Origin of the sequence: Azohydromonas aeria (assembly GCF_009760915.1) — a bacterium.
Classification (GTDB): domain Bacteria; phylum Pseudomonadota; class Gammaproteobacteria; order Burkholderiales; family Burkholderiaceae_C; genus Azohydromonas; species Azohydromonas aeria.
Genome location: NZ_VIDQ01000028.1, coordinates 52986 through 77805, shown reverse-complemented (window position 1 = coordinate 77805; position 24820 = coordinate 52986). Strand labels below are relative to the sequence as shown.

The 24820-nt window shown below is 72.9% G+C and carries 19 protein-coding genes; 11 read left to right on the top strand and 8 right to left on the bottom strand.

Going from position 1 to position 24820, the window contains the following annotated elements; translation table 11 throughout:
• Positions 1–287: 287 nt before the first annotated feature.
• Entirely contained in the window at positions 288–1316 is a 1029-nt protein-coding gene (locus FJ694_RS17470) for a YihY/virulence factor BrkB family protein (protein ID WP_157268527.1), read from the top strand.
• A gap of 153 nt (positions 1317–1469) precedes the next feature.
• Here the strand turns inward: FJ694_RS17470 and FJ694_RS17465 are convergent, their stop codons facing one another.
• Positions 1470–1796, bottom strand: coding sequence for a BON domain-containing protein (locus tag FJ694_RS17465; RefSeq protein WP_157268526.1), 327 nt, complete (start codon positions 1794–1796; stop codon positions 1470–1472).
• Positions 1797–2095: 299 nt separating this feature from the next.
• Between FJ694_RS17465 and FJ694_RS17460 the strand changes: the two genes are divergently transcribed.
• From FJ694_RS17460 to FJ694_RS17435, 6 genes are all read left to right on the top strand, one after another.
• Entirely contained in the window at positions 2096–3025 is a 930-nt protein-coding gene (locus FJ694_RS17460; protein WP_157268525.1) for a manganese catalase family protein, read from the top strand.
• A gap of 55 nt (positions 3026–3080) precedes the next feature.
• Complete coding sequence (locus FJ694_RS17455) at positions 3081–3956, top strand: ZIP family metal transporter (RefSeq protein WP_157268530.1); 876 nt, start codon at positions 3081–3083, stop codon at positions 3954–3956.
• Between the two features lie 69 nt (positions 3957–4025).
• Entirely contained in the window at positions 4026–4685 is a 660-nt protein-coding gene (locus FJ694_RS17450; RefSeq protein ID WP_157268524.1) for a phosphoribosyltransferase, read from the top strand.
• Positions 4686–4749: 64 nt separating this feature from the next.
• Positions 4750–5412: a dienelactone hydrolase family protein gene (locus FJ694_RS17445; RefSeq protein ID WP_157268523.1), complete on the top strand. Its 663-nt coding sequence runs from the start codon at positions 4750–4752 to the stop codon at positions 5410–5412.
• A 79-nt stretch (positions 5413–5491) separates the two neighbouring features.
• A complete protein-coding gene (locus tag FJ694_RS17440) occupies positions 5492–5884 on the top strand; it encodes a MerR family DNA-binding protein (RefSeq protein WP_157268522.1) in 393 nt (130 codons plus the stop codon).
• An 85-nt stretch (positions 5885–5969) separates the two neighbouring features.
• A complete protein-coding gene (locus FJ694_RS17435; RefSeq protein ID WP_157268521.1) occupies positions 5970–6554 on the top strand; it encodes an NAD(P)H-dependent oxidoreductase in 585 nt (194 codons plus the stop codon).
• A 364-nt stretch (positions 6555–6918) separates the two neighbouring features.
• On the opposite strand, the gene FJ694_RS17430 is transcribed toward FJ694_RS17435, so the two are convergent.
• The 4 genes from FJ694_RS17430 to FJ694_RS17415 are packed head-to-tail and all read right to left on the bottom strand — an operon-like array spanning position 6919 to position 13454.
• The gene (locus FJ694_RS17430) at positions 6919–8106 is read right to left on the bottom strand and encodes a glycosyltransferase (protein ID WP_157268520.1); all 1188 of its coding nucleotides are present in this window, start codon (positions 8104–8106) and stop codon (positions 6919–6921) included.
• Positions 8107–8118: 12 nt separating this feature from the next.
• A complete protein-coding gene (locus FJ694_RS17425) occupies positions 8119–9174 on the bottom strand; it encodes an amidohydrolase family protein (RefSeq protein WP_157268519.1) in 1056 nt (351 codons plus the stop codon).
• Between the two features lie 12 nt (positions 9175–9186).
• Positions 9187–12852: an FAD-dependent oxidoreductase gene (locus FJ694_RS17420; protein ID WP_157268518.1), complete on the bottom strand. Its 3666-nt coding sequence runs from the start codon at positions 12850–12852 to the stop codon at positions 9187–9189.
• 11 nt (positions 12853–12863) lie between these two features.
• On the bottom strand, positions 12864–13454 hold the full coding sequence (locus tag FJ694_RS17415; RefSeq protein WP_157268517.1) for a hemerythrin domain-containing protein: 591 nt from the start codon (positions 13452–13454) through the stop codon (positions 12864–12866).
• A 158-nt stretch (positions 13455–13612) separates the two neighbouring features.
• Between FJ694_RS17415 and FJ694_RS17410 the strand changes: the two genes are divergently transcribed.
• The gene (locus tag FJ694_RS17410; RefSeq protein WP_157268516.1) at positions 13613–13945 is read left to right on the top strand and encodes a hypothetical protein; all 333 of its coding nucleotides are present in this window, start codon (positions 13613–13615) and stop codon (positions 13943–13945) included.
• A 299-nt stretch (positions 13946–14244) separates the two neighbouring features.
• The gene (locus FJ694_RS17405) at positions 14245–15708 is read left to right on the top strand and encodes an RNA polymerase factor sigma-54 (RefSeq protein ID WP_157268515.1); all 1464 of its coding nucleotides are present in this window, start codon (positions 14245–14247) and stop codon (positions 15706–15708) included.
• Between the two features lie 245 nt (positions 15709–15953).
• On the opposite strand, the gene FJ694_RS17400 is transcribed toward FJ694_RS17405, so the two are convergent.
• The 3 genes from FJ694_RS17400 to FJ694_RS17390 form a co-directional block, all read right to left on the bottom strand.
• Positions 15954–16985, bottom strand: coding sequence for a cyanophycinase (locus FJ694_RS17400; RefSeq protein ID WP_157268514.1), 1032 nt, complete (start codon positions 16983–16985; stop codon positions 15954–15956).
• A 147-nt stretch (positions 16986–17132) separates the two neighbouring features.
• Positions 17133–20699 carry a hypothetical protein gene (locus FJ694_RS17395; protein WP_157268513.1) on the bottom strand — a complete coding sequence of 1189 codons (3567 nt, stop codon included), beginning with the start codon at positions 20697–20699 and terminating at the stop codon, positions 17133–17135.
• Positions 20700–20932: 233 nt separating this feature from the next.
• On the bottom strand, positions 20933–22969 hold the full coding sequence (locus tag FJ694_RS17390) for an AsmA family protein (RefSeq protein ID WP_157268512.1): 2037 nt from the start codon (positions 22967–22969) through the stop codon (positions 20933–20935).
• A 153-nt stretch (positions 22970–23122) separates the two neighbouring features.
• Between FJ694_RS17390 and FJ694_RS17385 the strand changes: the two genes are divergently transcribed.
• The gene (locus FJ694_RS17385) at positions 23123–24196 is read left to right on the top strand and encodes a flavodoxin family protein (RefSeq protein ID WP_157268511.1); all 1074 of its coding nucleotides are present in this window, start codon (positions 23123–23125) and stop codon (positions 24194–24196) included.
• 369 nt (positions 24197–24565) lie between these two features.
• The gene (locus tag FJ694_RS17380) at positions 24566–24769 is read left to right on the top strand and encodes a hypothetical protein (RefSeq protein WP_157268510.1); all 204 of its coding nucleotides are present in this window, start codon (positions 24566–24568) and stop codon (positions 24767–24769) included.
• Positions 24770–24820: the final 51 nt, after the last annotated feature.

Below are 24820 nucleotides of genomic sequence, written 5' to 3'. Positions count from 1 at the left end.
CCGCCGCGGCCAGCGCCGCCGCGTCGGCGCGCAGCCCGGCACGCGCCGGGGGCCGCGCCGGCGGCCGCGCCGGCAGGGCGGCAGCGGGCTCGGCGGCATCCAGGGTCTCGGCGGCGGTCAGGGGCGGGGGGGTCATGGCGTCGGGCGCCGGTGCGCGGCAGGGCGGACCGGCGGCATTCACATGTGGAAACATGCGCACGCCGCCGGGTGGATGAGCGATGCCCGGTTTCAGCAGCTTTCGTGCCGCGCGCACCGGCACGGGCACACCGCATGCACAGGGGGATCACATGGACTTCGCGACCTGGCGCCGCCGCCACTGGCACCGATTGCCTCCGGGACTGCGCAGCGTGCTGCGGCTGCTGTGGGGCGCCGTGCAGCGCTGGACCGGCGCCTACGGGCCGCAGCTGGGCGCGTCGATCGCCTTCTACACGGTGTTCTCGATGGCGCCGCTGCTGGTGGTGGCCATCGCCATCGTCGGCGCGGTGTTCGGGCAGAACGCCGCGCGCGGGCAGATCGTGGGCGAGATCCAGGACGTGGTGGGCGTGCCGGCGGCGCAGGCGATCCAGGGAATGATCGAGGCCGCTTGGCGCGAGCCCGGCGGCGGGCTGGCCGCGGTGATGGCCATGGGCACGCTGCTGGTGGGTGCCACCGGCGTGTTCGCGGAGCTCAAGCGCGCGCTCAATGCCATCGGCCACATCACGCCGCGGCACACCGGCGTGAGCGGCATCGTGCGCGCGCGGCTCACGGGCTTCGGGCTGCTGCTGGGCTTCGGCTTCCTGCTGGTGGCCTCGCTGCTGGTCAGCGCCGTGCTTGCCGGCTTGCTGGCCGCGTTGTCGGCGCGCTATCCCGGGCTGGCGGTGCTGGCGCGGGTGTCGGAGCTGGCCCTGTCGTTCGTGGTGCTGAGCCTGGGCTTCGGCGCGATCCTGCGCTGGCTGCCCGACGAGCCGCCGTCGCGGCGCGGGCTGCTGCTGTCGGCCTGCGTCAGCGCCGGGCTGTTCGTGGTCGGCAAGACCTTCATCGGCATGTACCTTGGCCGTGCCTCGGTGTCGTCGAGCTACGGCGCGGCGGGCTCGCTGGTGGTGGTGATGCTGTGGGTCTACTACACCTCGCAGATCCTGCTCTTCGGCGCCGCGGTGGGGCGCGAGTGGGATGCGCGCCGGGGCAAGGCGGCGGCGGCCGAGCCACCCGCGCCGGCGCGCGATGCGGCGGGCGCTGCGCCTGCCGCTTCAGCGCCCGGCGCGCGCCGGTTGCATGGGCAACCGGGCACGCGCGGGCGGCTGCCGTCCTCGACGGCGGAGCGGGCGCGGCGGCATTGAAGCCGGTTCACCGGGGCCCTGGAAGAGGCCGTTTGCCCTGAAGCATCGAAGGGCGAACCCGCGAGGCTCTCGCGGCCGGCCCCACGGCGCGGGCCGTTCATCCTTCGATACCTCGGGACGAACGGCGTGGGGTACCGGCAAGCGCTGGAGAAATTACTGCGGCGCGCGCACCACGATGTTGTTGCGCACGTCCTTGACGTCGGGCACCTCGCGCACGATGCGTCCGGCCTCGGCGCGCTCGGCCTCGCTGGTGGCGAAGCCCGAGAGCTGAACCACGCCGTTGAGCGTGTCCACGTTCAGGCGCATGGCGCTGACCTTCGGGTCCTTGGCCATGCGTGCCTTCACGCGCGTGGTGATGGTGGCGTCGTCCACGTACTGGCCCACGGTGCTCTGGCCACTGGTGACGGCGCAACCAGCGAAGCCCAGCGACAGCGTGGCGGCCAGCAGCGCGGCGGCGAGGGGGGACATGCGGTTTTTCATGGATGGGTTCCTCCTGGTGTGGTCTCCGGCCCGATGCCGGTGATGCCGAGGCGCACAAGGCAAATGCCGCGCCCGGCGCGCCGGCGCATCCCCCCGGCGCGCGGCGCCGCCCCTGCCTCCAGCCCCGGTTTCCCCCGGGCAGCCCGGTGCCATCCCCCACAGGTACGGGGCTTGCCGTTCAGTGCACCAAGTGCCTGAAGCGTCGCAGCCCTGCGCTCGTGACGGCAGTCGCTGTACCCCCCTCCACCCTTTCAACCTTCGCGCGGACCTTCGGGCCCGCCACGGACAGGAGCTTTTCCATGTTTGCCCACAACAAGGCCTTGCAATACACGGTCCGCGTCAGCGAGACCAATCCCGGGCTGGCGAACCTGCTGCTGGAGCAGTTCGGCGGTCCGCAGGGCGAGCTGGCCGCGGCCGGCCGCTACTTCACGCAGTACCTGGCCGAGGACGATCCCGGCCGGCGCGACATGCTCATCGACATCGCCACCGAGGAGCTCAGCCACCTGGAAGTGATCGGCACGCTGGTGTGCATGCTCAACAAGGGCGCCAAGGGCGAGATCTCCGAGGGCGTGGACCAGGAGGGCGAGCTCTACCGCAAGATCTCCGGCCGCGGCAACGACTCGCACACCACGCAGGTGCTCTACGGCGCCGGCGCGCCGCTGACCAACTCCGCCGGCGTGCCCTGGACCGCGGCCTACATCGACACCATCGGCGACCCGACCGCCGACCTGCGCTCCAACATCGCCGCCGAGGCGCGCGCCAAGATCGTCTACGAGCGCCTGATCAACCTCACCGACGACCCCGGCGTGAAGGAAGCGCTGGGCTTCCTGATGACGCGCGAGATCGCGCACCAGCAGAGCTTCGAGAAGGCGCTGTACTCGATCGCCGGCAACTTCCCGCCGGGCAAGCTGCCGGGCATGCCGCAGTTCTCGCAGGTGTACTACGACATGTCGCAGGGCGAGGGCAACGCGCGCGGGCCCTGGAACAGCGACGAGCACTTCAACGTCGTGAGCAACCGCGACGAGCAGCTGGCCGTGGACGGCAACGACGGCACCTTCGACGTGCGGCTGACCTCCACCGAGGCCAAGATCGCGCAGCAGCTGATGATGCGCACGCGCTCGCAGCAGGTGGGCGACCCCATCACCGGCGCGGAGCTGGGCAGCGACGGCACCGCGCCGCAGTCGCCGGCGGGCTCGCAGCCGCCGAAGTCGCCGCGCCAGCAGGGCTGAGGCCATGGCCGTCGAGCGGCAACGCCCCGCCGCGGCAGCCCGGGCCGCGGGCTGGATGCTCAGCCCGCGCCAGCGGCTGGGCCTGCTGCTCTATGCCGCGGGCTGCCTGGCCGGCGGCGCGCTGCTGTGGCAGTCGCTCGACGACTGGCCTGACGCGATGCGGCAGGCGCTCTTTGCCGGCGGCATCGCGGCCGCGGCCACCGCCTTGGGCACGCTGCCGGTGCTGCTGGCCCAGCAAAGTTCCACGCGCACGCGCGACACGCTGCTGGGCTTCGGTGCCGGCGTGATGCTGGCGGCCTGTGCCTTCTCGCTGACGCTGCCGGGCCTGAACGCGGCCAGGGCGCAGGGTGCCGGGCCGTGGGAGGCGGGCGCCATCGTCGGCGGCGGCATCCTGCTGGGCGCGCTGCTGCTGCTGGCGCTGGACCGCTGGCTGCCGCACGAGCATTTCATCAAGGGCTTCGAGCGCGACAACCCGCGCGCGCACGCGCTCAAGCGCACGTGGCTGTTCGTGTTCGCGGTGGCGCTGCACAACCTGCCCGAAGGGCTGGCCATCGGCGTGGCCTTCGGCGGCACGGACCCGGTGGGCGCGGCGGCGCTGTCCACGGGCATCGCCATCCAGGACGTGCCCGAAGGCCTGGTGATCGCGCTGGCGCTGCAGGGCGTGGGCTACTCGCGCGGCCTGGCGGTGGCGCTGGGAGCCGCCTCGGGGCTGGTCGAGCCGGTGGGCGCGGTGCTGGGCGCGGGCGTGATGGGCCTGTCGGCGGGCCTGCTGCCCTGGGGCCTGGCCTTCGCGGCGGGCGCCATGCTCTTCGTCATCAGCCACGAGGTGATCCCGGAGTCGCACCGCGCCGGCCACGAGGGCCGCGCCACGATGGGGCTGATCATCGGTTTTATTTTGATGATGCTGCTGGACACAGCGCTGGGCGGCTGATCGCTGTCGAAGCGGCAGCGGGCGGGCACTGCCCTTGCCGAAGCGGGCGGGAAACACCCGCCCGACGCCATGCCCAGCCTCCACTACCGAGACCGCCGCGACGCCGGGCGCCGCCTGGCGGCGCTGCTGGCGCCGTGGCGCGGCGCGCGGCCGCCTCTGGTGCTGGCGTTGCCGCGCGGCGGCGTGCCGGTGGCCTTCGAGATCGCGCGGGCGCTGCACGCGCCGCTGGACCTGCTGCTGGTGCGCAAGCTGGGCGCGCCGCACAACCCCGAGCTGGGCCTGGGCGCCGTGGTGGAGGGCGAGCCGCCGCAGCGCTTCCTGCATCCCGACCTGATGGCGGCGCTGCAGCCGCCGCCCGATTACGTCGAGGCCGAGACGGCGCGGCAGCTGGCGCGCATCGACGCGCAGCGCCGGCTGCTGCGCGGCGGGCGGCCGCCGCCGGCGGTGGCGGGGCGCGAGGTGGTGCTGGTGGACGACGGCATCGCCACCGGCGGCACGGTGCGCGCGGCGCTGCAGGCGCTGTCCGCGCTGGGCGCGGCGCGCACGCTGCTGGCCGTGCCGGTGGCGCCGCCGCAGACGCTGGCCGGGCTGCCGCTGCCGGCGTCGGACGTGGTCTGCCCGCTGCAGCCCTGGGACCTGGGCGCGGTGGGGCGCTTCTACGACGACTTCACGCAGACGCAGGACGAGGAGGTCGTGCGGCTGCTGGCCGAGGCCGGGCGCGGGCATTGACCAGGGCTTGCCCGCCCGCCTGTTCATTGATTCATTCATTCACCGACGAGGAAGGAGCATCTCCATGCAAGACCCGACGCCGACCGTGACGCCTCCCGTGGCCGAGCAGGCCGTGACGTTGCCGCCGCATGGCCTGCCGGGCCTGCTGGTGCTGCCGCCGCAGCCGCGCGGCGTGGTGCTCATCGCGCACGGCAGCGGCAGCGACCACCAGAGCCCGCGCCAGCGCCACACCGCGCAGGTGCTGGCGCTCGGCGGCTTCGCGTCGCTGCGCGCCGACCTGCTCAATGCCATGGAGCTGCTGGACCGCCGCAACACCTTCGACATCCCGCTGCTGGCGGCGCGGCTGGTCGAGTTCGCGCAGTGGCTGCAATCGGACGAGCGGACGAAGCACCTGCCGCTGGGCTGCCTGGGCGCCAGCACCGGCGCGGCGGCGGCGCTGCTGGCGGCCAAGACCAGCCCGGCGATCCGCGCCGTGGTCTCGCGCGGCGGCCGGCCCGACCTGGCCGACGGGGCGCTGGGCCACGTCAACATCCCCGTGCTGCTGATCGTGGGCGAGCGCGACACCGAGGTGCTGACGCTGAACCAGCAGGCGCAGGCCGCCCTGGGCGAGCGCAGCGAGCTGGCCGTGATCCCGGGCGCCTCGCACCTGTTCGAGGAGGACGGGGCGCTGGAGGAAGCGGCGCGGGTGGCGGCGGAGTGGTTCACACGGCAACTGCTGGCTGTCTAAGCCGCGGGCCGGCGGTGCGGGCCGGGCGCGAATCCCGGCTGCGTATGCTCCAGGGGTTTTCGTCCCACGACGTTTGCCCATGTACATCGGCGCCCTGTCCCAAGCCACCCAGGCCAGCCCCAAGGCCATCCGCCTCTACGAATCCCTGGGCCTGCTCTCGGGCGTGCGGCGCCAGGGTCAATATCGAATCTATTCGGAAAGCCATGTCCGGCAGGTCACGCTGATCCGCCGCGCGCAGGCGCTGGGATTCACGCTGGCGGAATTGAAGCCGGTATTGACAGGGCAGGGCGGCGCGCCGGACTGGAACCGGGTGGCGGAATGCCTGAAACAGAAGCAGGAGGCCGTGGATCGGGAGATCCACAGGCTCCAGCATTTGCGCGCTCGGATCGGCGCGGTGCTTATCGAGCTGGCTGAATGCACCGCCGAACCCGCCGCGGCAATACCGCAGCCCTGTGACGCCGTGCCGGCCTGACGCTGTCTGCTTGCGGTGCTTGACTCTGCCCCAAGGGGCAGGCCCCACACTGCGCCTTTCAAGGCAGGCAAGGGGATTTTGCGGCATGGGCGGCATGAAAAAGGTATTGGTGATCGCGGCGCATGCGCCGGGAGAAAGCCTGGGCGCCGCGCTGGCCGAGGCTTATGCGGACCAGGCCCGGCACCTCGGCCACGCGGTGACTCACCTGAATCTCAACGAACTGCGTTTCGACCCGGTGCTGCGCCGGGGCTACCGCGTCGAGCAGGCGCTGGAGCCGGATTTGACGGCGGCGCAGGAATCCATTCGAAATGCCGGGCATTTGGCCTTCATTTATCCCGTCTGGTGGGGCAGCGTGCCGGCCGTGCTCAAGGGTTTCATCGACCGCGTCTTCCTGCCGGGGTTTGCCTTCAAATACCAACCGGGTAAATCATTTCCGGAGCAATTGCTCAAGGGGCGCTCCGCCCATGTCGTGGCGACCATGGACACCCCGCCCTGGTATTTCAGATGGATTTATTGGGCGCCGGGGCTGCGGCAGATGAAAAAGAATACGCTGGAATTTTGCGGCATCCGGCCGGTGAAGACGCTGGCGCTGGGGCCGGTGCTGGGGTCCAGCGGGAAACGGCGTGAGCAATGGATGGGGAGGGTCAGGGAATTGGCTGAGATTATCTGATGCTCTGCGTATTGAGATTGTTGATTATGGATTTATCAAGCCCAAGAGTAACTGCTGCTGTCTGGGATATTTGAAAGAAACAGGCTTCCCGACAGCACGGGCTGCCGTCTACTGCTCCGTCATTCCGGCGAAAGCCGGAATCCACGAATGCTGCGACGTCCCGCTGGCCGGTGCAGGCACGTGCCGGCGCCAGCCATGCCACCGCAGCGGTGGGCGTGGATTCCGGCTTTCGCCGGAATGACGGGCCAGGGGGCGAGGCATCGTGGCTGACGGGAAGCCATGGGCCAATTTTTGGGGTCGGCGTTGAACCTGTTGGGAAGCAGCGAACCTGCTTCAGTTGGCAGGAGAGGCGAAGTACGGGCACTTACCCCGCCGCGCGAATCCGCTGCGCCAGCGGCAGCGCCTTGTTGGTCGAGGATTCGCCGCCGTGACCGGCCGCCAGCCGCCGTAGCAGTTCGCCGGTCCGCCGCACGTTCTCCTCCAGCGCGAACCGCTCCACCGACCACTGCCGCGCCGCCGCGCCCATGCGCCGGCGCAGGCCCTCATCCGCCAGCAGTGCCGCCATGTGCGAGGCGAGCCCTTCATGGTCCCCGGGCGTGGCCAGGAAGCCGGTGACGCCCTGCGCCACCAGTTCCGGCACGCCGCCCACGCGCGTCGCCACCACCGGCAGGCCGCTGGAAAGCGCTTCCATCAGCGCCAGCGGCAGCGCCTCGGTCCAGGAGCTGCAGGCGACGAGGTCCAGCTCCCGGTAGCAGCCCGGCATGTTGGTTTGCAGCCCGGCAAAGCGCACGCAGTCTTGCAGCCCATGCCGCCCGGCCAGCGCCTGCAGCGAGTCGCGCTGCGGCCCATCGCCGATCAGCACCCAGCGCGCGTTCGTGAAACGCTGGTGCAGGTGCAGGGCGGTGCGCACGAACACTTCCGGCCCCTTCTCGCCGGAGAGACGCCCGACGAAGCCGATCAGCGGCGCGTCGGCCGGGAGGTCCAGCGCGCGGCGCAGCCCGGCCTCGTCCGCCGGCTCGCCTTCGGCGCGGGGCCGGAAGCGTTCCGTGTCCACGCCGTTGGGAATGCAGCTCAGCCGCGCCGGGTCCACGCCCAGCCCGAGCGCATGGAAGTAGCTCTGCTGGCACACCACGTTCAGGTGCGTGCCGGCGCTGCGGTGCACTTCCAGGTCGAGCACGCTGAGCCGCTGCGCGTGCAGCGTGGTCACCACCGGCTTTCCCGTGAGCTTGCCCACCAGCCCGGCGAGCAGGTGCGCCGGCGCCATGTGAGCGTGCAGCACGTCCACCCGCGCCGACTGCACCAGCGCGGTGGCCAGCTGCACCGACACCCACGGCGGCTCCTCGCCGATGGGCGTGACGACCACTTCCGCGCCCAGCGCCCGCAGCCGGGCGGCCACCGGGCCCTCGTCCGGGCAGATCACGGTGGTCCTGAAGCGCTCGCGCGGCAGCCGCTCCACGAGTTGCAGCACGCAGCTCTCCATGCCGCCGACGATGGCCTGGCCCAGCACCTGCAGCACGTGCACGCGGCCCGGCCCGGCCGGGGAAAAGCTCATGTCCATGGCGAGTCAGCAGCAGATCGGCCCCAGCCGGCGCGGGCCCCCGGCCACCAGCCAGCCGCGGCGGCGGCAGTGGCGCGGCGTGTGCCGGGACAGGGCGGCGGGGGAAGAGTCGTCATCCGCTCGTACGGATGAATCCGGCTCAAGCGACCGGGCCAGCGCCTGCCCTTCGACAGGCTCAGGGCGAACGGGAGGAGGCGTGTCCGGCGCCTGCCTGGAATCCGAATCAGCATCGCTCGCCGATTGCGTGCCCGGAGTACCGCTGCCCATCTGCAGCCACGCTGCGGCCGTGCCGCCCATGACCTGCGCCCGGGTCCCGGCGTCCCAGTCCAGCTCGTCCATCAGCGCCTCAACCCAGCCGCGCCGCTCGGCGATCTCCGCGCCGGAGCAGGGCAGGAAGCAGTCGCTGCCGAACTGCAGGCTGCCGGCGCCCAGCGTCTCGATGGCGCGCTTGAGCACCTCGCGCCGGAACGGCGGCGGCGGGCCGAAGCTGATGTCCAGGCGGAACATCGCCGCGTCGTGCGGCACGCCGTGGATGCGGTCGATCAGCGCCACGGCAATGGCCTCGTCCGTCCACGGCCAGCCCACGTGCGCCAGCGCCACGCGCACGCCGGGGTGGTCGCGCAGCGCCTCGTAGAAGGTCGGCCGGCAAAAGCGCCCGGAGCGCCCGTCGATGAAGATGCCGCTGTGGAACAGCAGCGGCAGCCGCGCCTCGGCGGCCGTCGCGAACAGCGGCTGCACGTGGTCGTCGTACGGGTACCAGCCGGACGGGACCATCTTGCAGCCGCGCAGGCCCGCGTCGATGGCCCGCATCAGGTCGGTGGACGAGCGCGCATCGCTCGGGTCCACCACGGCGAAGCCGGTGAGCCGGTCGCCGTGGCCCTTCACGAGCCGCGCCAGGTGCGCGTTGGCGCGGCGCAGCGAGCCGGGGTCGTGCAGCGAGTAGCCGTTGTCGAGAAAGGGGGCGAGCAGCACGCCGTGGTCGATGCGCGCCTCGTCCAGCGCACGCAGCACGTCGCCGGCCGTCTCGCGGCCGGTGCAGTGCAGGTGCGCGTCGATGACCATCGGCCGTGCGCGTCACCCCGCCTGCTGCTGGCGCGCCGCCCCTGCGGCGGTGGTGCCCGGTTGCGCCGCGCGCTGGCGCTGCAGCGTCAGCACCAGTTCCGCGGCCTGGCGTCCGCAGGCGAAGGCGTGCGGCGCGCCGCCCTCGGCATGCCAGCGGCCGTGGTGCCCGGCCAGCACCACGCCATGGTTGGCGAACCACTGCCGGATCTGCAGCAGCGCCGACTGCTGCGCCGCGTCGGGCAGCGCCCGCGCGCAGGGCAGGTCCAGCTGCGAGGCGAAGTGCACCGGGTCGTCGGCGCCGAAGAGGCCGATGCGCCGGCAATCGTCGATGACGCGGTCGATCAGCGCCGCGCCCTCGCAGGGCAGCGGCAGGCCCGGCCCGTAGGCGATCTCGCAGGAGAGCGCGAAGCCGCCCGGCGCGTTGTTGTGCGCGCTGGCGTTGCCCTGCACGAACACGCGCTGGAACACGCAGCCCGCGGGCGCCTCGATCCAGTGCGCGTCGGTGGGCGCGGCGCGCCCGGGCGCCAGCCCCAGCCCCAGGTTCACGCAGCGCAGCGAGCCCTGGCGCAAGGCGCGCGCCGCGGCGCGCAGCTCCGGCGGCGCCTCGTCGCCGCAGGCCTGCACCAGCGCCGGCAGAGGCATGGTGCTGATCAGGGTGTCGAAGCGCAGCGAGCGCCCGTCGTCCAGCCGCACCGTGCGCCGCGTGGGCGAGAGGTGCAGCAGCGTGGTCTTGAGCGCGAGCTCGCAGTCGAGCTGCGGCAGGAAGGCGTCCATCAGCGCCTGGAAGCCGCCGCGCAGCGGGTAGCCGAAGTCGCGGTCGGCGCGCAGCGGCGCCAGGCCGTCCTGCGGCGCGGGGTCGTCGGCGCGCACCATGCGCGGCGCGACCCAGTGCAGGTTGTCGCCCAGCAGCCGCTGCGCCAGCGCCTTCACGTCCGGGTCGCCGCTCTGCAGCACGTGCGCGCCGTGGTCGAAGGTGTAGCCCTGCTGGTGCACGGAGCGGCAGCCGCCGCCGACGTGCTCCTCGCGCTCGACCACCAGGGTGTCGTGACCCTCGTCGTGCAGCCCCAGGTGGTAGGCCGCAGCCAGCCCGGTGGGGCCGGCGCCGATGACCAGGTGGCGCACCGCGGGCGGCTGCGCCGAGGTGGCGGTGCGCGTGATCGGCGCGGCGCTGCCGGCCACGCTTGCCGCGGCCTCGGCCGGCGCCAGGCCGGCGAGCTCGCGCAGCGCCGCGGGCGAGTCGGCGGTGGACTCGCGCAGCGCCTGGCGCAGGCAGCGCGCCACGGTGCGCGCGCTGCGGTCCCACGACACCTTGCGCAGCGCCTCCTGCATGCGCCCGACCAGCAACCGGCGCTGCGCGTCGTCCAGCGCCAGCATTTCCTCGCAGCCGCGGATGAAGTCCAGCGGGTCGCGCCCGATGCGCACCACGTCGCCGTAGGGCACTTCCACGTCGCGCACCGCGGTGGAGACCACCGGCTTCTCGCCGGCCATGTACTCCAGCGTCTTGGTCGGGCTGATGAAGCGCGTGGACTCGTTGAGCGCGAACGGCATCAGGCACAGGTCCCAGGCCGCCATCAGGTGCGGCAGCATGGCGTAGCTCTGCATGCCGAGATACGTGATGTTGGGCCGCTGCGGCAGCGAGGCTGGGTCGATCTTGACCACCGGGCCGACCATGACGAGCTGCCACTCCGGGTGCGCGTCGGCCACGGCCGCGACCAGGTCCAGGTCGAGCCGCTCGTCGATGACGCCGTAGAAGCCCAGGCGCGGCCCGGGCGGCAGGTGGCCCTGCAGCCGCTGCGCCTCCAGGGCTTCGGCGCTGTCGGCCTGCAGCCGCTGCGGCGCGAAGTGGTTGACGTCCACCGAGCTGGGCAGGCAGTGCACGTTGGGGTGCAGGTTGCGCTTGGCCTCGAACAGCGCCGGCCCGCCGGTGAACATCACGCTGGCCATGCGCATCAGCGCCGACTCGCGCTGGCGCAGCTGCTTCGGCGCATTCTTGAAGGCCGAGAGCTCGTCCATGCAGTCGTAGACCACCGCGCGCGGCTTGAGCGCGGCGATCAGCGGCAGCGCCATGGGCGTGTAGAACCACACCAGGCTGTCCTCGATGCCCTCCTGGCGCATGAACTCGGCCAGCAGCGGTTTCAACACGCTGAGCTGGTCGTCATGGAAGCCCGGCGCGGCCACCGGCGTTCGCGGCACCAGCACTTCGAGGTTGGGCCCCTGCGGCACGCGGTCCAGCCGTGCCTCGCCTTCCGAGTGGATGGGCTCTTCGACAAAGATCACCCGGTAGTAGGCCGACAGCCGCGACAGCAGGTGCTGCGGGCGCTGGTACACGAAGCCCCAGCGCAGGTGGCAGAACACGACAAGGGGCGGCAGCGAGGCGGGCGAGGTGGACGAAGGGGGCATGGCGGTTCCTTGTTGGAGGGTGGAGACCGATCGTCCCCACGCATGCGGCAGGCGGGATGCCGGCTCGGGCAGGCGCGTCTGCCACCAGCGCAGGGCGGTGGCGTACTCGGTGTTGAGGAGGCGGGGATAGGCGCCGGGCGCTGCTTCGGCGCGGGGCTCGGGGGGCTGCACGTCGAACAGCCCGCTGCGGTGCCAGTGGCCGGGCGTGTCCCAGTCGGGACGGTCCACCAGCGGGTACAGGCACAGGCCCTGCACGGGCACTCCGTTGGCGCGGGCGCGCTGCACCTGCGTGGCCATGTCGTGCAGCCAGTCCACGCGGCCGGCGCCCACGTGGCTGGTCTCGGCCATCACCACCGGGCGGCGGTAGCGCTGCCAGGCCTCGTGCAGCAGCAGCGCCGGCGGCTTGCGGCGCGGGTCGCGCTCGTGCCAGCGCAGCCGCTTCTCGGTCAGCAGCTCCCACTGCCCGCTGTGGTAGTGGTTGACGCCGACGATGTCGAGCGCCTGCGGGCTGCCGCCGAGCTGCGGCTCGCAGCGCCCGGCGAGCATGTCCCAGGCCTGCCATTGCCAGGAGGCGACCGCGTCGGCCTGCGCCTGCAGCTCCGGCCGGCCCGGCGGCGGCACGACGTGCACCAGCGGGTCGATGTGCATGAAGCGCGCGCGCGGATCGACGCGGCGGATGGCCTCCACCGCGGCCAGCGCCGCGCGCACCAGGCGGCGCTTGAGCGCGTGGCCGCTGACGAGGGTGGTTTCCGCCGCGCCGTCCTGCAGCCGCTGGCCGTAGGGATGCACCAGCCGGCTGGCCGAGACGGCCCAGGCCAGGAAGCTGATCTCGTTGACGGGCGTGTAGATGGGCGGCAGCTCGCTGTCGTCGGCCAGCGCGCGCGCCGCGGCCGCGGCGAAGGCGGCGAAGCGGTCGATCCAGCCGTCGTCGAACAGGTCCACGTCGGGCGGGGTGCCGTAGTGCATCAGGCTCCACAGCACCTGCAGCCCGTGGCGCCGGGCGCAGCGCGCCATGCGGCGCGCGCGGCTGAAGTCCCAGGCGCCAGGCGCCGTCTCGCACAGCCGCCAGCCCAGGCTCTCGCGGATGCTGCGCAGCCCCAGGGCGGCGCAGCGGGCGTAGTCCTCGTCGAGCCGCTGCAGGTGCCCGTTGGCACGCACCATGTCCAGCGGCCGACCCTGGGAGTTCACATGGTCGGCGCCCTCGAAGCCACCGATCCAGAAGGACCGCAGCGGCGCGTCGGGCGTCTCGGAAGCGGAAGGCGTCGGCAGTGCGGACATCGGCCTGGGACTCAGGCCTTGTCTTCGTCGTTGGCGGCGGCGTCCAGGCTGGACGCCAGGGAAGCCTGCTGCTGCGGCAGCAGCTCTTCCATGAGCTCGGCCTTGCGCGTCTTCATCTGCTCGCCCAGCGCGGCCCAGTCCACCTTGTTGCCGACCTTCTCGGCCTGCTCGAACATCTCGGACTCTTCTTCCTTGATGTGGTGCTTCACGTACTCGCCCAGCACCGTGAAGGTCGCGGCGAACTTGCCGTCGAGCTGCTGCTGTTGGCCCAGCGACTGCAGCTGCTCGATGAGCTGCTTGGCCGAGTCGTGCTCGACCTCGGCCTCGTCGAGCAGGTCCTGCTCCTTGAGCACCTCGCGCAGCGCCGGGTAGAACAGCTCCTCTTCGAGCGTGGTGTGCACCTGCAGCTCGGCGCAGGCCTGCTCCACGAGCAGCAGGGCTTCATCGGACTGCTTCTGCGCGTCGAGCTTCTCGAAGTCCTTGAAGGCCTTCTTGGCGCGCTTGTGGTCGTCCTTGAGCAGGTTCAGGACTTCCTCGCGCGCCGCGGCGGCGCCCGTGGCGCGGGAGGTGGAGGCGGAAGTGGACTTGTTGGCGGTAGGCATTGCGATCTCCTTGTTGTATGGAGGCCATGAAACGGTGCGGCTGGTTCGGCAATCAACGTGCCCCGCAAGGCCGGTCCCCAAGAAAAGGGCAGCGACGGGAATGAAAGCTGCCGCCTCAACCATCAGCCCCTCAACCCGACCACCCGCCAGGAACCGCCATGCGTGAACCCGTCCAAACCCCCGAGAACGCCTCGCCCCCCGACACGCCGCCCAAGGGCGCGCCGGACTATCCCGAAAACGCCCGTCCCGGCCAGGGCCTGACCACCTCGTCCAAAGGCGGCGCCCCGGGCCCGCGCCTGCCGCACGAGCGCGACGAGTCCGCGCACGAGCAGGTGCCCACCGCCAACACCAGCCCGGCGGAATCGCAGCAGGCCTACGCCGACGCCGTGTCCGGGCAGCAGGACACCAGCTACTCCCACGCCACCGACCCGACGTACCACGAGCAGGTCACGCCCGGCACCACCAGCCCGCCGCCCAAGCGCACGCGCTGAAACTTCCTGCCGCGCCGCCGCAGCGCTTGCGGCAAAGCCGTGCCCGCGCCGCGGCGCGGTGTGCACGTTTCCGGACTGACAGAAAAAGTTGCACCCCGTGCCGTTCCATTTGTTTACGAAATGCAAGCAACGCACGGCGCGCGGTGTGAGGAAGCGCCTCTTGCGACCGAACGGCAGAGGGCCGGAATTGGTTCAAACGTGACAACTTGTTCAGTACGCTGAATCCTGGCATGAAGGGTGCGGACACAGTGCCTGCGAGACGCCAACGGGCGTCGATCCAAGATCAAGAGGAGTACTGAATGAACGCACCCGTGCTTCGCACCGAGCACCGGCAGCAGCAGGCCCTGTCTCCGCGTCTGCAGCAGGCCGTGCGGCTGCTGCAACTGTCGTCACTGGACTTCGCCCAGGAGGTCCAGGAGGCGCTGGGCCGCAACCCGTTCCTGGAAGCCGACGAGAGCGAGCCCGAAGCGCCGGCCAATCCTGACGCGCCCGGTGCGCCGCTGGCTGCCGACGCATTAACCAACCCCACCGTCCCCGACACCAGCGAGGCGCCCGACTACGGCGGCACCGACAGCGGCTCCGAGCGCGACGCCGAGCGCGACTCCTGGCAGGCCGATGGCAGCAGCAGCAACCGCAAGCGCGAGGACGGCGAGCTCAGCCTGATGGACACGATGGCGGTGCAGAGCTCGCTGGCGCAGCACCTGCACAGCCAGATCAACCTGCTGCCGCTGTCGCAGCGCGACTCGGCGCTGGCCAAGGCGATCGTCGAGTCGCTCGACGACGACGGCTACCTGCGCCTGCCGCTGGAAGAGCTGGTCGAGGTGTGCGAGCTCGATCCCGAGGCCACGCTCGAAGAGATGCAGATCGCGCTCAAGCGCGTGCAGTCGCTGGAGCCCGCGGGCGTGGGCGCGCGCAGCGTGCAGGAGTGCCTGCTGCTGCAGCTGCCCGCCATCGAGTGCTCGCACCAGCGCGCGCTGGCGCAGGCCGTCATCAGCGAGAAGCTCGACGCGCTGGCGTCCAAGGACGTCAACACGCTCTCGCGCTTCCTGTCGCGCCCGGTGGAGGAGGTGGAGGCCGTGTGCGCGCGCATCCGCCGCCTCGACCCGCGCCCGGGCTGGCGCTATGGCGCGGCCAACATCCAGTACCTCACGCCCGACGTGATCGTGCGCAAGGTGCGCGGCCAGTGGATCGCCACGCTCAATCCGGCGATCGTGCCCAAGGTGCGCCTGAACCGCGTCTACGCCGAGCTGTTCCAGCGGCACCGCAACGGCATGCATGCCGAGCTCGCGGCGCACCTGCAGGAAGCGCGCTGGACGGTGCGCAACGTCGAGCAGCGCTTCTCGACCATCGTCAGCGTCGCGCAGGCGATCGTGAACCGGCAGCGCCACTTCCTGGAATACGGCGCCATGGCGATGAAGCCGCTGGGCCTGCGCGAGATCGCCGACGAGGTGGGCCTGCACGAATCGACGGTTTCGCGCGTCACCAACAACAAGTACATGGCCACGCCGCTGGGCGTGTTCGAGCTGAAGTACTTCTTCTCGCGCGCCATGGCCACTGCCGGCGGCGGCACCTGCTCGGCCACGGCCATCCGCGGGCTGATCAAGGACATGATCGAGGCCGAGCGTCCCGAGACCCCGCTGTCCGACGCCGAGATCGCGCGCCAGCTCGCGCGCCAGGGCCTGGTCGTGGCGCGGCGCACCGTCACCAAGTACCGCCAGACGCTGCGCATCGAGGCGGTGGAGCGGCGCAGGAAGCACGTGTGAGTTGCTTGACCGCCTGAACGCTTGGGCTGGGAAGGGCGCCGGCCATGAGCTGAGCGGCCGCGCCTTCTACTTCGTCATTCCGGCGAAAGCCGGAATCCACGAACGTTGCGATGTCGCGCTGGTCAGCGCAGGCACGTGCCAGCGTCGGCCGTTCCACCGCAACGGTGCGCGTGGCTTCCGGCTTCCGCCGGAATGACGGATCGAGGTGCGGGACGGCGCTGCTGACGGGAGGCGTCAGGCCGACTTCACACCGCCCGCACCAGCAGCTCCACCGCCTCCTGCAGCCCCGGCGCGGCGACCGTGGCCGTGCCGCCGGGGGCCAGCTCCAGGCGCTGCCCGGACTGCAGCACGTGGATGCGCAGTCCCGCCAGCGTCAGCCGCTCGCCGGGCTGCGCCTGCTTGACGCTCGATCCCATGTGGCGACCGTCGAGCAGCGTCACCGCGCCGCTGCCCACGACCTCGATGCCGCCGCGCCCGACCACCAGCGCCGTGTCCTCGTCGATGCCCACGCCCAGCAGCTCGGGGTGCTGCGCCATGGCCGACATCAGCCGCGCCAGGCGGCGGCGCTCGGAGAAGTGCTGGTCCACGATCGCGCCGGGCAGCAGGTCCAGCCCGGCGTCGAGCAGCACCACGTCCTTTTCCGGCAGCAGCGGCGCGCGCCCGCCGGCGAGCATGCGCCCGGACAGGGCCGCCGCCCCCGCGCTGGTGCCGGCCACGCAGGTGCCGCGCTGCGCCCGCGCGCGGCGCATGGCCTCGGCCACGGCGCTGCCGCCGAGCACGGACAGCAGCCGGCGCTGGTCGCCGCCGGTCATGAACACGCCGTCGGCGGCCAGGATCTCGCGCACCGCCGCGGGCGAATCGGCGTCTTCGCGCGAGCCCAGCGCCATCTCCACGCAGCCGGCCACGCCCAGCGCGGCGAAGGCGCGCTCGTAGCCGGCCCACAGGATCTGCGGCACGGCGCTGGCCGCCGTGAGCACGACGATGCGCGCCTGCGGCCCGCCGCAGGCCTGCACGAAGCGGCGCAGCACCGCCATCTCGTCGCGCCGGTCCTCGTTGCCGCCGCGGGCCATCAGCACCGCGGTGCTCCCGGCCGCCGCTGCGGCGCCGCGGCGCCGGGCCTCGTCGCGCGACGCCGGCCCCGCGCCGGGACGCGTCGGCAGCGCGGCGGCGCGCGCCTGTCGCGCCTGCAGCGCCACGCCGCCCAGCGCGGCCATGCCCAACAGCAGCTCACGCCGGCGCTGCAGCAGCCGGCCGAAGGCGCGGGGAACACGTTTCATGGGACTCCCTGGAACTGAAGAACAAGCCTCGAAAACGCATGGGGCAGGGCAGGCCCGCCCGGGAAAAGAAAAGGCGCCCCGGGTGGGGCGCCTGCTTCGGAAGAGCGGCGCCTGGGGCAAGCGCGCCGCCCGTCACCTTAGACCACCTCAAGCCTTCGAGCCGCCGCCCGTGGCTCCGGATGAACCCGCGGAACCCGGGCTGCTCCCAGCGGAGCCCACCGAGGTCGCAGCGCTGCCGCTGCTGCTGCCCGTCGAGGGCGACGACGAGGACGCCACCGCCGACGGCCCCGTGCCGCTGCCGCTGGGCATGCCGGCGGCGCGGCCGCCGCCGCTGGAGGCAGAGCTGCTGCCCGAGTGGCTCATGCCGCTGCTGGTCGAGCCGGTGCTGCCCGTGGGCGTGGACGAGCCCGTGCTGCCCGTGCTGCCGCTGCCCGACATCGGGCTGCCGCCCGCCGTGCTCAGGCCCGCCGCCGAGGAACTGCCCGTGCCGCCGGAGCCGCTGGAGGCCAGCCCGGACGCGGACGAGGACTTGTCGCTGCCGCTGGTGGAGCTGCCGGCGCTGCTCGGCGCCGTGGACAGGCTGCTGCCCTGGCCCGCGCCGGTGCTGCCGCCGCCGGCCGTCAGTGAGGACCCGCCGCCACCCAGGCCCGCGCCACTGGCGCCGCTGCCGCCGGTGCTGCTGCTGCCCGTGCCGCCGGCGGCATTGCCGCTGCTCGACGACAGGCTGCCCGAGGACAGGCTGCTGCTGGACGCGCCGCCCTGGCTGCTGGCGCTGGAGCCGGTGCTGCCCAGCGCGCGGTCGCTGTCGCTGCCGCGACTGAAGTCGGAGGCACCCGACTGGCTGTCAATCGAGGACAGGCTCGATCCCAGCCCGGCGCTGCTCTGGCTCAGCCCGCCGGTGGAGGAGGCGCTGGCCTCGCTGCCCGAGGCGCCGGACTGCGAGCCCATGGTGCCGGGCTTGGCCTCGTTGCCGAAGCGCTCGGCGCCCAGCCCGCCCGAAGCCGCCCCCAGGCCGCCGCCGGCGCCCTGGCTGCTGGTGCTGTGCGTGGCGCTGCCGCCGCTGCTCATCGCGCCGGCACCCGGCGAGCCGCTGCCGTGCAGGTCGCCTCCGCCGGCACTGCCCTGCGAGCCGCTGCTGCCCTGCGAGGTGCGGCCCTGGCCGCCGCCGCTGCTGCTGCCCATGCTGCTGCCCGTACCGCTGCTGCCCATGCTGCTGCTCTGAGAGGACTGGGAGCCCTGGGCAGAGGATCCCTGCGAGCCCTGGCCGGTGCGGCTGCTGCGCCACTGGCTGAACTCGTCGGTGAACTTCTTGTAGCGGTCCTGGCGCCAGCTGCGGTAGTCGTCATCGAGGCTGCGCATCTGCTCGGTGCGCCATTGCTGGTACTCGGGGTCGAAGTGCTCGTCGTGGCTGCCGCCCTGGTGGGCGCCTTGCGAGCTCTGCGGGCCGCCGTAGCCGCGGCCCTGCGAGCCCTCGAAGCCCTGCGAGCCGCCGCCCTGCTGGTGCAGGTTGCCGCTGAACTGGCTGGCCTGGTGGCTGCCGCCGCCCCAGCTGCCCTGCGACGGGCCGCCCTGCTGGTGGCCGGTGCCGTGGATGCCGCTGTGCGGCTGCCCGCCCTGCTGGCCCCACTGGTAGCCGCCGGACTGGCTGTGCTGGCCGCCTTGCTGCTGGCCGCCGTAGCCGCCTTGCTGGTGCTGGCCCGCGTTGAAGTTGCCCAGGCCGCTGCCGCCGCGCATGTCGTCGCCGTAGCCGCCCTGGCTGGCTGCCGCGGCGGCCTGCTGGATCAGGCCGTGGCCGGACGGGCTGTGCTGCGTGGCCTGGGTGGCGTGCTGGCCGCCCTGCTGGCCCCATTGGCCGCCGCCCTGGCTGTGCTGCGAGCCGCCGTAGCCGCCCTGGCCGCCCCAGTTCGGGCCGCCTTGCTGGCCGCCGAAGCCGCCGGACTGGCTGTGCTGCGAGCTGCCGTAGGCGCCCTGGCCGGCCCATTGGCTGCCTTGCCCGCCGCCTTGCTGGCCGCGGTAGCCGCCGCCCAGGTCCTGCTGGCTGCCGTAGCCGCCGGATGGGCCGTGCTGTCCACCTTGCTGGCCCCATTGCCCGCCGCCCTGGCTGTGCTGCGGGTTGCCGCCGAAGCCGCCCTGGGTGCCGTAGCGGCCCATGTCGGTGTGCTGGCCGCCGTAGCCGCCGGACTGGGTGTGCTGCGGCTGGCCGCCGCGGTGGCCGCCCTGCTGCTCGCCGCCGACGAAGTTGGTCAGGTGCTGCTGGCTGCCGGAGCGGTTCTCGTTGATGCCCGGGCCGTAGGTGCTGCCGGGCATGCCGCTGCCGTAGCCGCTGTGGTGCGTGCCCTGCGGGCCGCTGCGCATGTCGTCGCCGTAGCCGCCCTGCGGGCTGCTGTGCAGGCCGCCGTGCTGGCCGCCGCCGCTCAGGACGCTGGCCTGCATGCCGCCCTGGCGGCTGCCGTGCTCGCCGCCCTGGCCGCTGTAGCCCGCGCCCTGGCCGCCGCCCATGCCGCTGTGCTGGCTGCCCCATTGGCCAGCCTGCTGGTCGCCGCCCCAGGCGCCGCTCATCTGGCTGCCCTGGCCGCCGGTGAAGCTGGTGGCGTGCTGGCCGCCGCGGAAGCCGCCGCCGGACTGGCTTTGCTGGCTGCTGAAGCCGGTGCCGGCCTGGCCGCCCTGCTGGAAGCCCTGCTGCGCGCCCTGCGCGTGCTGGTAGCCGCCACCGCCCTGGCTGTGCTCGCCGCCCTGGTAGCCGCCGTAGCCGCCCTGGGCGCCGTAGCCGCTGTTGCCCATGCCGCCGCGCATGTCGTCGGCATGGCCGCCCTGGTTGCCGCCGCGCTGCTGCTGGCCGAAGCCGCCGGACTGGTTGTGCTGGCCCCAGCCGCCCGGGCCGCCGTGCTGGCCCTGCTGGCTGCCGCCCTGGCTGTGCTGGCTGCCGTAGATGCTGGAGGCGCCGGACTGCTGGCCCCAGTCGCGCTGCGGCGCCCACTGGCCGCCTTGCTGGCTGCCGGGGCCGCCGGACTGGCTCTGCTGGTGGCTGCCCTGGCCCTGGTAGCTGCCCTGGTAGGCGCCTTCATGGCCGCCCTGGACGCTGTGCGAGCCGTAGTCGGTGCCCTGGTGGTGGCGGCTTTGCAGGCCCCAGTTGCCGCCGTCCTGCTGGCCGGGCAGGGAGCCGGACTGGGCGTGCTGGCCGCTGCCCTGGTAGCTGCCCTGGTAGCTGCCCTCATGGCCGCCGTGCAGGTTGTGCGAGCCGTAATCGGTGCCGCGGCCGGACTGTCCGCCCTGCTGGCCACCCTGGTAGCCGCCCTGCTGGTACTGGCCGCCCTGGCTGGTGCGCTGCTGCTGGCTCTGCTGGTGCTGGCCGCCGCTGCCGGAGAGGTCGGTGCGGCCCATCTGGCCCAGGCCGCCGAAGGGGCTGCCCTGCTCGTGCGTGCCGCCACCGAAGTTCTGCGCGTTGTGCTGGGCGCTGCTGTCCTGGCGGCCGGTCCACTGGTCGCTTTGCGAGCCGCCGTAGTTGGCGTCGTTGCCCATGCCGCGGCCGTAGGCGCCGCTGACCTGGTCCTGCACGCTGCCCTGGCGGCCACCGCTGTAGTCGCCGTAGGTGGTGCCGGCGCCGGTGCGCTGGCCGGCGCTGTAGCCGCCCTGCTCATGCTGCTGGCGGCCCTGACCGGACCGGCCGTCCTCGTTGCGCAAGTCGTGCCGGCCGGATTGGTCGTGCTGGCTCATGTCTTGTCCTTTCTGCGGTTGCTTCGTCGCGGGCGACGTGTGGCCTTTCCGCGGCGGCAGGAGCCGGGGCGGAAAGCCCGTCAGGCAGGGTTCTGGCAAGACCTGTTCCCAGGGGGCCGTGGCGTTTGGGCCACGCGTGAAGGGACGGCGGCGCCCATCCCGTGGGCAGTCCCGCGGCCTCGAGCCGGGACGGGGCAGGGCCGGCGCGGGACTGCCTTGCCGCTGCCCCGGGCTCAGCGGCTGGTCTTCTGCTGCTGCTGCAGCGCCTGCTGGCAGCCGGCCTTGTCCTTCTCGCCCATGTCCATCAGCGGCAGCACGGCGGCCAGCGGGTTGACGAAGGCCAGTGCCGCGGCGGCGCCGAGCTTCAGGGCCAGCCTGCCCTTGTCGAGCTGCACTTCCGGGTTGCCGAAGGTGCCGTTGACGTGCACCGGCGAGCGCAGCGACAGCGGCGAGAAGTCCTTGGGGCGGGCCGCGAGCGTGAGCGCCAGGCGCTCCAGCGCCAGCGAGACCTCGCCGCTGGCGACGATGGTGGTGTCGCTGGTGTCGAACACCGCGGCCTCCGGGCGCACCAGGCCGTCCTGCACCTTCACGCGCACCACGGCGCAGTTGAGCGGCAGGCGCCGGTCGCCCTTGACCAGCACGCCCAGCGCCTGGGCCACGTCCAGGCCCAGGGCCTCGATCACCAGGTGCGACAGCGCGCCGTCGCGCACCCACAGGTCCAGGCCGCCGTCGAGCGAGCCCAGCATCGCGGCGGTGGAGCGCCCGGCGCCGCGCAGCTGCGCCTGCCCGCCCAGGATGCCGCTGACGTAGCCCGGGTCCGGCGCGTCGTTGCCCCGGCCCTCGGCGGCGGTGGGGTTGCGCGGCTTGACGAAGCGCTCCAGCCGCACGTCGGACCAGCGCAGGTCGGCCGTCCACAGCGGCTGCTTCGGGCGGGCATCGAGCGCGATGCGCCCGCGCATCTGGCCGCCGGCCGTGCTCGCCACCAGGTCCTGCACCGTCAGCACGCTGTCCTGCAGCGTGAGGCGGCCCTGCAGCGGCCTGAAGTCCTCCAGCGCGTCGGTGCCGAGGTAGGCCTGGGCCAGGTCGATGCGCACGTCGGCCTGCATCAGGCCGAGCTTGGGCAGGTCGAACTCCTGCTGCGGCAGCACGCGGCCGCCCTTGGGCCGCGCGGCGGCGGGCTTGTCCTCGCCGTTGTCGGCGCCCACGGCCGGGGCCAGGTCCGACAGCGCCAGGCGCTGCCCGGCCAGGGTGCCCGACAGGCGCGGCGGCTTGGCGGCGGCGTCGAAGCTGAAATCGCCGCGCAGCCGGCTGGTGCCCACGGTGAAGGAGGCGACCTGCGCGCGGTAGCGGTCCTCTTCCTTGGTGATGCGGCCGTTCATCTCGAAGGGGCCGGTGGTGGGCAGCGTGAGGCTGAGGAAGCCGCCGGCGCCGGCCAGCGACGCGCCCTTGACGCGGAAGGTGCCGTCCAGGGCGCGCAGCGACATCACGTCGGCGACGCGGCCGTCAAGCTCGACGACGGTGTTGGCGGCCTCGATGCGCAGCTTCAGCGGCACCGGCGGCGCGCCTGCGCCGGCCACCAGCGGCAGCGCGCCGCCGGCCTGCAGCCCCACTTTCAGCGGCTGGCCGCGCCAGCGCCCGTCGGCCTGGGCCTGCAGCCCGGCGTTGGCGCCGCCGGCGCTGCCCTCGTCGGTGCTGATGCGGCCATCGACCGAGAGCGCGTGCAGCGCGTCCTCCATGCGCAGCCGGCCCTGGCGCAGCTGCAGCTCGCCGAAGCGCGGCAGCAGCAGCGGCTTGTCCTCTTCGTCCGCCGCCTTCGGCTTGGCCTCGCCGAACTTGAAGTTGGCGCGGCCGTCCTTGTCCTGCGCCAGGTTGGCTTCGAGCTGCTCGATGGTCAGCGAGCGGATCTCCACCGTCTCCAGCCCCTCGCCGCGGCGCAGCGCCAGCAGCGAGGACCAGGGCACGGCCAGCCGCACGCCGGTGGCCAGCAGCAGCGGGCGCGGGTTGTTCTGCTCGTCGAGCAGCACGGGCTGGCCTTCGGGCGAGCCCAGGAACACCTCGCTGCACTGCATGCGCACGGAGCCCAGCAGGTGCAACCTGAAGGTCGGGCCGCAGCGCACCTCGCGCTGCAGCGCGGTGGAGAGGCGGCTTTGCAGCGGGTCGCGCAGGAAGCGCCAGCCCAGCGCCTCGCACAGCAGCAAGGCCAGCACGAGCAGGCCCAGTGCCCCGAGGATCCAGCGGCCGACGCGGCCGATACGCAATGCGGTTGCCATGCGCAGAGGTTCGGCAAGGCCCGTGCCAAGGCGGGGGGGTCACGCGGCTTTCGGGAACGGGCTTTGCAGTCGGGCGGCCCAGGCTTTTCCCGGAGGTGTCCCGATGTGTTCCCGTGACTTCACCGTCCGCGCGCGCGGCGCGAGGGTGTCCCCATGAGCGGCGGCGTGCGCAAGGGGCAGACGCCGCCGCCGCTGGAGCGCGGCGCCTTCGGCGAGCGTTTCAGGTTGAGCTTCATCGACCCGGCGTTCCGTGCCGAGGACGCGGCCATCTCGCGGCTGGAGGAGATCGCCTGGCAGGCGTACCAGGAGGGACGCAAGGCGCCCTTCAAGGCGCCGGCCGGGCCGGGCTTCGCCGACCCGTCCTACGAGCTGTCCGACGAATGGCGCGCCGCGCACGAGCGGCTGCGGGCGGCGCAGGCGCGGCAGCAGGACGCGGCCACGCCCTCGCGCGTGCTGCTGGTGTGCGGCTCGCCGCGCAACGACGGCACCTGTCCGGGCGAGCGCTCCAAGACGCACCGGCTGGTGCTGCTGGCCAGCGAGGCGCTGGCGCGGGCCGGGCTGGAGCCCGACGTGCTCGACCTGAGCCTGCTGACCTCGGCGCCGCACTTGCGCATCTTCCCGTGCAAGGGCTGCGTCTCCACCGCCATGCCGCTGTGCCACTGGCCGTGCTCGTGCTATCCAAACCACTCGCTGCAGCAGACCGGCGACTGGATGAACGAGATCTACGAGCGCTGGGTGGCGGCGCACGGGGTGATGCTGGTCACGCCGGTGCACTGGTACCAGGCGACGAGCCCGCTGAAGCTGATGATCGACCGGCTCGTGTGCGCCGACGGCGGCAACCCGGACCCGACCAGCACCGGCGGCAAGGACGCGGAAAAGGCCAAGGCGCTGGAGCTGAAGGGCTGGTCCTACCCGAAGCACTTGGCCGGGCGCGCCTACGCGGTGGTGGTGCACGGCGACGTGGAGGGCGCCGGCGGCGTGCGCGACGCGCTGGCCGACTGGCTGGACTGGATGGGGCTGGTGGATGCCGGCGCCTTCGCCAAGCTGGAGCGCTACATCGGCTACTGGGAGCCCTACGCCACCAGCCACGACAGCCTGGACGCCGATGAGGCGGTGCAGGAGGAGGTGCGCAACGCGGCGCGCGCGCTGGCGCAGGCCGTGGCCGAGCTGCGCGCCGGACGGCTGGCGCAGCCGGGCTCGCAACTGCAGCGCCCGCGGCAGAAGTGAGCGTCCGACGAGGAGGGAAGTGACCCCGGAAGAAAAGAACCCCGGGCCCGAAGCCGCCATATTGGGGAAGGAGGGGAGGGAGACTGGCGGCGACGGTGGTGTGCCCGGGGCTGCGGGCATCGGAGCAGGGCGCGTGCCCGCGGTGGCGCTGCCCGCCGACAGCGGCCCTGTCGCGTGGGCGCCGGGTCCCGGCCACGACGCCGCGCGCCGGGGGCACGTCCCGGGTGAAGACCGGCACGCGCCCCGGTAGCGGCGCTTACCGGCGCTTTTTGCCGGCGTCGGCAAAGGCGGCGGCGTCGGGGCGGGGCGGGCCGGTCGGGCGCGTCGCTTGCAGCGCGGCGCGTCCGTCCTGGATCGGAGAGCGCCCGCATGAATGCCGCTGACATCCTCCCGCCGCCGTGCTGGCGGCTGCATGAGCTGCCGGTGACGCCGCCGCCCGAAGCCCCGCCGCGCGGGCCGGCCGGGCCGGCCGAGGCGCCCGAGCCCGACGAGGTGCCGGGCGAGATCAACGACCCGCCGCCGGGCGACGTGCCGCTGCAGGACCCGCATCCGCCGCGGCCGATGCTGCATTGACGGCCCCGCCCGCGCCGGCGTGGCGCGGGCAGATTTCACGCACTGGGACCA